The organism is Stenotrophomonas sp. YJH_SMC_33, assembly GCF_059372295.1.
Genome location: NZ_JCAFVJ010000027.1, coordinates 1 through 7,861 on the forward strand (window position 1 = coordinate 1; position 7,861 = coordinate 7,861).

Here is a 7,861-nt window from a genome sequence, read left to right on the forward strand (position 1 = left end):
CGAGCACACCAGGATCGCGCCGTCCATCTGGGCGGCACCGGTGATCATGTTCTTGACGTAGTCAGCGTGGCCCGGGCAGTCAACGTGGGCGTAGTGACGGATCGGGGATTCGTATTCGACGTGCGCGGTCGAGATCGTGATGCCACGCGCCTTTTCTTCCGGAGCGGCGTCGATCGAGGAGTAGTCCTTGAACTCGCCACCGAAGCGCTCGGCACCGATCTTGGTCAGTGCGGCTGTCAGCGTGGTCTTGCCGTGGTCGACGTGACCGATGGTGCCGACATTGACGTGCGGCTTGGTGCGCTCGAACTTACCCTTGGCCATGGCTGCTTATCTCGAATTCGTCTGAGAGGTGATGCTTGAGATGGTGCTCACGAAAGGAATCGAACCTTCGACCTCTTCCTTACCAAGGAAGTGCTCTACCGACTGAGCTACGTGAGCCGAGTTTTGCATTATGACATGAACTCGATAATATTCAAAGTTCATTCAATGGAGCGGGAGACGGGAATCGAACCCGCACCATCAGCTTGGAAGGCTGAGGTTCTACCATTGAACTACTCCCGCGCCGGGAATGTCACAACGTGAAACTGGTGGAGGGAGGTGGATTCGAACCACCGAAGGCGTAAGCCAGCAGATTTACAGTCTGCCCCCGTTGGCCGCTTGGGTATCCCTCCTTACCACCCCAACCCGTTGCCGCCGAAGCGTTGCGGTGTGTGGTGGTGAGCCGCTTATTCTGCTGATGGGACGGGGGGCTGTCAACGCTTTTTTCCATTTTTTTCACACGCTGTCGCAAACCCATTGATACGCAAGGTTATTGCCCGGGAACCGGCAGGGTCTCGTTGGCGAAAATTGCGACATGAGGGACGCCGTCGCCGCCGATCCAGCCCCGATACATGCCCTGGGTGTTGAACGGCGTGGCCATTTTTCCGTCTGCGCCGAGCACGATCGCACCGCCGTCGCCGCCCATCTGCGGAATCGTCTCGTTGATCACGCCCTTGCCGGCCTGCTCCGGGCTCTGCCCCTGGTAGCGCATGCGCGCACAGATCTCGTGCGCGGCCGCAGTGCGGATGTAGTACTCGCCCCACCCGGTGCCGGACACCGCGCAGCGTGCGTCGGCCCAGGTGCCGGCACCGATGATCGGCGAGTCACCGACCCGGCCGTAGCGCTTGTTGGTCATGCCCCCGGTGGAGGTGCCGGCGGCCAGATGCCCCTGCGCGTCCAATGCGACCGCACCAACGGTACCGAAGTGCTTTGCAGTCTCCAGGTCGGCATGTGCCTGGCCACTGGCCTCTTCCTTGAGGGCGCGCTGCAGCTGTTGCCAACGCTTCTCTGTACGGAAGTAGGAGGGATCGACCAGAGGAATGCCCTGCTCGGCGGCGAAGGCTTCGGCGCCCTGCCCGACCATCATCACGTGGCGGGATTTCTGCATCACGGTCTGCGCCAGCAGGATCGGGTTGCGCACCCGCTGCACGCCCGCCACCGCGCCCGCCGCCTGGTTCGCGCCATCCATGACCGCCGCATCCAGCTCGTTGCGGCCGTCGTGGGTGAACACTGCGCCCTTGCCGGCGTTGAAGGTGGGATCGTCCTCCAGCACGGTGATCGCCGCAGTGACCGCTGCGAGCGCAGGGCGACCGGCCACCAGTTCCGCATGACCCTTCAGCAGTGCTGCCCGCAGCGCGTCACGTGCGGCCTTTTCCTCGGCCGGCGACAGGTCCTTGCGCTCGACGCCGGCGCCGCCGTGGATGACCAGCAGCGGTGAAGCGGCCGGTGCGGCCTGGGCAAGCATGGGCAGGGACAGCAGCATAGACAGCGCCAGGCGCAGTTTCATCGGATACGTCTCCAGCAGGTGGGCAAGGGAGGCATCATCGTAGAGCCGAGCCCATGCTCGGCTGATGCCTCGATTGAAGAGCAGCCGAGCGCGGGCTCGGCTCTACAGCATCCCATGCGTGGCCACAGGATCGCCGGGTCACTGGCGGATGATTTCGATCTCGCCATCGCTGACGTCGGCCACGGCCTGGTAGTCGGCCTCGGCCTGGAAGTCATCCAGGCGCATGCGGCTGCCGCTGGCGACCACCGTTACCGGCACCGCGTGGAAGCGCAGCGGCTCACCTTCGACCAGGCGGTCGGCATCGCGGCCGGGGCTGACCACCCAGACCTTGCCCTCGCCGTCAGCACTGTAGACCTGCGCCTGGCCATCGGGCTCCACGCACAGGGCGGTGTCCTCGTCGACGCCGATGCCGACGATGCCGGGGTCGCCACTGTCCTGGGCGGCGCGCGCCACGAACACGATCAGGCGACCGAGCCGGTCGCGCTTGTCGAAGTGGGTGTCGGTGACCACGCGCTGCAGGTAGGGCATCTGCAGGAAGCCACTGTCCATGGTCACCGCACTGCCCATCGGGTCGGCCAGCGCACCGGCGGAGGTGATGCTGCCGCCGTCCATCGCGCCGTAGGCATAGCCACCGAGGATGGCGAGCCCCGCACTGGTACCGGCAATCGGCTTGCCAGCGCGCACATGGGCATTCAGCGCGCGGTTGAGCGCAGTGCCCTTCCAGAAGCGGATGTAGCGCGACTGGTCACCACCGGCAATGAAGATGGCATCGGCGGCGGCAACCACGCGCAGCACGGCCGGATCGTCGGCGCCGCGGCGGCTGTCGAAGACCAGCGTCTGCACTGCGGTGGTACCGCCGATCTCGCGGTACAGGCGGTCCTGCAGCTCATCACTGCCAGAAGCGCGCAGGATCAGCACGCGGCCATTGCCAGCCTGCTTCAGCCACCAGTGGAAGGCCTCCGGCACCCATTCGCCACCGCCCATCAGCATCATGGCCGGTGCGCGCGGACCGGGCCGGGGCGCGTCGAGATCGCCGGCTTCGTAGTAGGCGAAGCCCGGGCCCTGCAGGTCCTGCGCAAGGGCGACCAACGGCACGGCCAAGACCAACAGCGCCAGCCAGGCGAAGGGGGCACGCACGGTCCGATGGAGGCGTCGCATCTTGATCTCCCTGAACAAAATCGACTTGCAAGCGTTTCCACTCTTTGCCAGATAGGGACCCAGTAGTCAAGGACATGAAAAAGGCGTTAAATGCGCGCGCCCGTTCCGGAAATCTGAATGGGGGACAGGGCCCCTCCTCTGCGGGCCGGCTTCATTTCCGAGAATTCCTCATGCGTAGACAGGCGATGGCGTGGTCGATCCAGCTGGCGTTGATGGGCGTGGCTGCTTCCGCGGCGGCCCAGGCACCGGCTTCCTCTTCGGTGCAACAACTGGACGCGGTGCAGGTCACCGGCTCGCGCATTCCGCGCGCCCAGGTGGAAGGCCCCGCCCCGATCACGGTGATCAACGCCGAACAGATCCGCTCCAGCGGCTTCACCAGCGTGCCGGACGTGCTGCGTGCAATGACCCAGAACGGCGGTGAGACGCAGAGCCAGCAGTCTTCCAGCGGCGCCGACTTCTCGCCCGGCGCCCAGCAGGTGGACCTGCGCGGCCTCGGCCCGAACCACACGCTGGTGCTGGTCAATGGCCGCCGCATCGCCGACTTCCCGATGCCGTTCAAGGGCCGCAGCAACTTCACCGACGTCTCCAACATCCCGCTGGGGATGATCGAGCGCATCGAAGTGCTGACCGGCAGTGCCTCGGCCATCTACGGCTCGGACGCGATCGCAGGCGTGGTCAACTTCATCCTGAAGAAAAAGGCCGACGGCACCACGATCGACATGCGCATGGGCACCACCAGCGAAGGCGGTGGCGAGTCGTTCGACATGAGCCTGGCCAGCGGCTTCAGCCGCGGCAACTTCAACGCCGTGTACAGCGTCGAGCTGCAGTCGCAGACCCCGCTGTGGGCCTATGAGCGCGACATCCAGGATTCGACCCAGGATGCGCCGACTGAGCGTGCGCGTGCCGCTCGTCGCGCCTATCTGCGTACGGACGGTGACGACGCCTACCTGGATCCGGGAACGACCACCTGTGAAGCGCTGGCCGGGCAGAACCAGGGCAGCACCTATCACGCCTACCGTCCACGCTCAGGCTGGTACTGCGGCAGTGACACGTCGATCGGCTACGGCACCATCCTCAGCAAGCGCCGTGGCGCCAACGGGTACGCTTCGCTCAGCTACGACTTCGACAACGGCCAGCAGTGGTTTGCCGATGTGCAGCTGGGCTATCACACGATGTCGCTGATGCGCGACGTCACCAACTGGGGCCACATGGGCGCCGACGGCAATGAGGCGGGCTATTTCAGAAACATTGCCAGCACGGAGGCCGATCAACAGATCGAAGCCTGGAACCGCCAGTTTTCGCCGGAGGAAATGGGCGGCCTGCGCAACGGCATGGTGCGCAGCACGCAGAAGACCTTCAGCGTGACCACTGGCTTCAAGGGCAATCTGACCGGCAACTGGGACTACGAGGCCGCACTGAGCCACTCGCAATACCAGTCGCGGATCAGCTGGGCGAAGATCATCGCCGCGAGGGCCAATGACCTGTTCCTGGGCCCGCAGCTGGGCGATTACACCGATGACGAAGGCAACGTATTCCCGATTTTCAATGCCGACCCGTCGCGGCTGTACCGGCCGCTGACCCGCGCCGAGTACGATTCGATTGCCGCACGCACTACCTATTCGCCGAAGTCGCGCACCGAGACGGCTGCATTCACGCTGACCAATTCCGCGCTGTTCGGCCTGCCGGGCGGTGATGCCGGGTTCGCCGCGACCGTGGAAGTGGGCCAGCAGGCCTATGCGCTGAATCCCGATCCGCTGGCCACCCAGTACTACTACTACAGCTGGAAGGATTCGGACGGCCAGGGCTCGCGCAACCGCTGGGCGACCGCCGCCGAGCTGCGCATGCCGCTGCACGACACGGTCAACCTGAGCGTGGCCGGCCGCTACGACCAGTACCGCTATTCCGGCCACACCATCGGCAAGGCGACCTGGAGCGGCGGTCTGGAATGGCGCCCGATCGACACGCTGCTGGTGCGCGGTTCGTATGGCACCGCGTTCCGCGCGCCGGACCTGCACTACGTGTTCGCCGGACCGGGCAACGACGAGACCACCGCCGAAGACCTGTACAGCTGCCGCGCCGATGGCGCTAGCGACTGTTCCGACTACGAGCGCAACCTGATCCGCAGCCGCACCGGCAACCGCCAGCTCGACCCGGAAACCAGCACCTCGTGGAGTGCAGGCTTCGTCTGGTCGCCGGCGATCGGCCTGGACCTGTCCGTGGACTGGTTTGACATCGACATGCGCAAGCAGGTGCAGGACATGGACGTTCGCACGCTCCTGGCCAACGAAGCCAACTGCCGCCTGGGTACTGCCGACATCAACTCGCCGACCTGCGTGGACGCGCTCGACCGCATCACCCGCACCGGTGATGGCCGCCTATACGGCGTGCGCGTCGCTCCGATCAACGTCGCCCGCGAATCGACCTCCGGTATCGACGTCGGCCTGCGCTACCGCATGCAGACCGGCATCGGCGATTTCATCCTCAACGGCACCCACACCTGGGTGAAGAAGCACGATTTCCAGCGCTACCCCGGTGACCCGACCCTGGACCAGTTCGCGGTCAACAGCGGATTCGACATCCCGCGTACCAAGACCAGCCTGAGCGTGACCTGGGAGAAGGACGCGTGGTCGGCGACGGTCTATGGCTCGCGCCTGGGCAAGCTGCCAACTTCGGACAGCTACGACCAGTCGTTCGACTGGGACAGCGGCGACAGCCCGTACGTGAAGGCGACCTACCGCTACAACGCCTCGGTGCAGTACCGCTTCGACGACCACTCGCGCCTGTCGCTGTCGGTGGTCAATGTGTTCAACAAGATGCCGCCGAAGGACACCACGTATACCGCGTACCCGTACTACGACGTGTCCTGGTTCGACAGCGTCGGCCGCACCATCAACCTGCAGTACACCCACAAGTTTGGCGGCACCGCGCTGTAAGGCGCGCCGCCTTGCAGGACGTGGACGACAAGGCCCGCCATTGGCGGGCCTTGTCATTTGCGCTCTGGTAGATGCCCACCTTGGCGGGCACTGTCTCGCCGCGCGCCCACCAAGGTGGGCGGCTATCAGTGGGCCACCGGGGTTTTCCACACAATGCGTGGAGAGTGATGGGAACTTGATGTGGACAAGTGGGTTCGAGCGTTGCGATGCAGGCATTTCCGGGCGTGGTTATTTTTTATCCACGCCTCCCGTTGTTTTCCACACCACGCGTGGAAAGCGATGGGAACTTGGTGTGGACAAGTGGGTGCGAGCATTGCAGCGCAGGCGTTTCGAAGCGTGGTGAAAATCTGTCCAGGTCGCGCGGGCGAGCCCCTTGTAGAGCCGAGCCCACGCTCGGCTCCGGCTGGCATCAGCCGAGCATGGGCTCGGCTCTACATCGGCTTCGCCGGTTTTCCACATGCGGCGTGGAAAGCGATGGGAACTTGGTGTGGACAAGTGGGTGCGAGCATTGCAGCGCAGGCGTTTCGAAGCGTGGTGATTTTTTATCCATATTCAGAAACGCGAACGCCCCGCACGAGGCGGGGCGTCCGGGGTTGATCCGATGCCGCTGGATCAGACGTTGAAGCGGAAGTGCAGGATGTCGCCTTCCTGCACGCGGTATTCCTTGCCTTCCAGGCGCAGGCGACCGGCTTCCTTGGCGCCGGCTTCGCCCTTGTACTTGATGAAGTCGTCATACGCGATGGTTTCGGCGCGGATGAAGCCCTTCTCGAAGTCTGTGTGGATGACCGCGGCAGCCTGCGGGGCGGTGGCACCCTTGCGCACCGTCCACGCGCGGACTTCCTTCACGCCTGCGGTGAAGTAGGTCTGCAGGCCCAGCAGGCTGTAGGCCGCGTTGATCACGCGGTTCAGGCCCGGCTCGCTCAGGCCCAGGTCGGCCAGGAAGGTATCGCGGTCTTCGTCGTCGAGCTGGGACAGCTCTTCCTCGATCGCGGCCGACACCGGCACCACCTGCGCGCCTTCTGCGGCGGCATGCGCGCGCACAGCTTCCAGGTGCGGGTTGTTCTCGAAACCGTCTTCCAGCACGTTGGCGATGTACATCACCGGCTTCAGGGTCAGCAGGAACAGGTCGCGTACCAGCGCCTTTTCTTCATCATCCAGGCCGACCGAACGACCAGCCTTGCCGTCGGACAGTGCCGCCTGCAGCTTGGCCAGCACCGGCTTGCGCGCCGCTGCGTCCTTGTCGCCGCCCTTGGCTGCACGCTCGGCACGGTTCAGCGCCTTCTCGACGCTGTCCAGGTCGGCCAGCGCCAGCTCGGTATCGATGGTTTCGATGTCCGAGATCGGGTCGACCTTGCCGGCGACGTGCACGATGTCACCGTGCTCGAAGCAGCGCACCACGTGGGTGATGGCATCGACTTCGCGGATGTGCGCCAGGAACTTGTTGCCCAGGCCTTCACCGCTGGCGGCACCGGCGACCAGGCCGGCGATGTCGACGAACTCGACCGCGGTCGGGATGACCTTCTGCGGGTTGATGATGCCCGCCAGCTCGTTCAGGCGCGGGTCCGGCACCGGCACGATGCCGACGTTCGGCTCGATGGTGCAGAACGGGAAGTTCGCCGCGGCGATGCCCGCCTTGGTCAGCGCATTGAACAGGGTCGACTTGCCGACGTTGGGCAGGCCGACGATGCCGCATTTGATACCCATGGGTGACAGCTCTCTGGGGTGAAAGTGATTGGGGAAACAGCGACATGGGCGCTGCTTTTCCAATCATTCTCCGTACCGACCAACGGTCGGTACCTACCGACCTGGTTGACTCCGTACCGACCAACGGTCGGTACCTACCGGCCTGGTTGACTCCGTACCGACCAACGGTCGGTACCTACCGGCCTGGTTGACTCCGTACCGACCAACGGTCGGTACCTACCGGCCTGGTTGACTCCGTACC

General features: G+C 64.7%; 5 protein-coding genes and 3 tRNA genes. 1 reads left to right on the plus strand and 7 read right to left on the minus strand.

Annotation, left to right across the window (positions count from 1 at the left end; genetic code table 11):
• From AC5P9W_RS19835 to AC5P9W_RS19860, 6 genes are all read right to left on the minus strand, one after another.
• On the minus strand, window positions 1-321 hold a 321-nt coding region (locus AC5P9W_RS19835), incomplete at its 3' end, for a GTP-binding protein (protein WP_495201811.1).
• 41 nt (window positions 322-362) lie between these two features.
• Window positions 363-438 (minus strand) — tRNA-Thr (locus AC5P9W_RS19840).
• Between the two features lie 49 nt (window positions 439-487).
• A tRNA-Gly gene (locus AC5P9W_RS19845) sits at window positions 488-561 on the minus strand.
• A gap of 24 nt (window positions 562-585) precedes the next feature.
• Window positions 586-671, minus strand: a tRNA-Tyr gene (locus tag AC5P9W_RS19850).
• A gap of 137 nt (window positions 672-808) precedes the next feature.
• Entirely contained in the window at window positions 809-1,825 is a 1,017-nt protein-coding gene (locus AC5P9W_RS19855; protein ID WP_021204466.1) for an isoaspartyl peptidase/L-asparaginase family protein, read from the minus strand.
• A gap of 138 nt (window positions 1,826-1,963) precedes the next feature.
• Complete coding sequence (locus tag AC5P9W_RS19860) at window positions 1,964-2,983, minus strand: cyanophycinase (protein WP_206621780.1); 1,020 nt, start codon at window positions 2,981-2,983, stop codon at window positions 1,964-1,966.
• Between the two features lie 170 nt (window positions 2,984-3,153).
• Between AC5P9W_RS19860 and AC5P9W_RS19865 the strand changes: the two genes are divergently transcribed.
• Window positions 3,154-5,916 (plus strand): TonB-dependent receptor domain-containing protein, encoded by a 2,763-nt coding sequence (locus AC5P9W_RS19865; protein ID WP_180877852.1) that lies wholly within the window; start codon window positions 3,154-3,156, stop codon window positions 5,914-5,916.
• Window positions 5,917-6,528: 612 nt separating this feature from the next.
• Here AC5P9W_RS19865 and ychF read toward each other — a convergent pair.
• Window positions 6,529-7,620: a redox-regulated ATPase YchF gene (gene ychF / locus AC5P9W_RS19870; RefSeq protein ID WP_057502606.1), complete on the minus strand. Its 1,092-nt coding sequence runs from the start codon at window positions 7,618-7,620 to the stop codon at window positions 6,529-6,531.
• Window positions 7,621-7,861 lie beyond the last annotated feature (241 nt).

Coding starts and splice junctions, on each gene's coding strand:
- AC5P9W_RS19855 (WP_021204466.1), bottom strand. CDS start 1,825: ATGAAACTGCGCCTGGCGCTGTCTATGCTGCTGTCCCTGCCCATGCTT.
- AC5P9W_RS19860 (WP_206621780.1), bottom strand. CDS start 2,983: ATGCGACGCCTCCATCGGACCGTGCGTGCCCCCTTCGCCTGGCTGGCG.
- AC5P9W_RS19865 (WP_180877852.1), top strand. CDS start 3,154: ATGCGTAGACAGGCGATGGCGTGGTCGATCCAGCTGGCGTTGATGGGC.
- ychF (WP_057502606.1), bottom strand. CDS start 7,620: ATGGGTATCAAATGCGGCATCGTCGGCCTGCCCAACGTCGGCAAGTCG.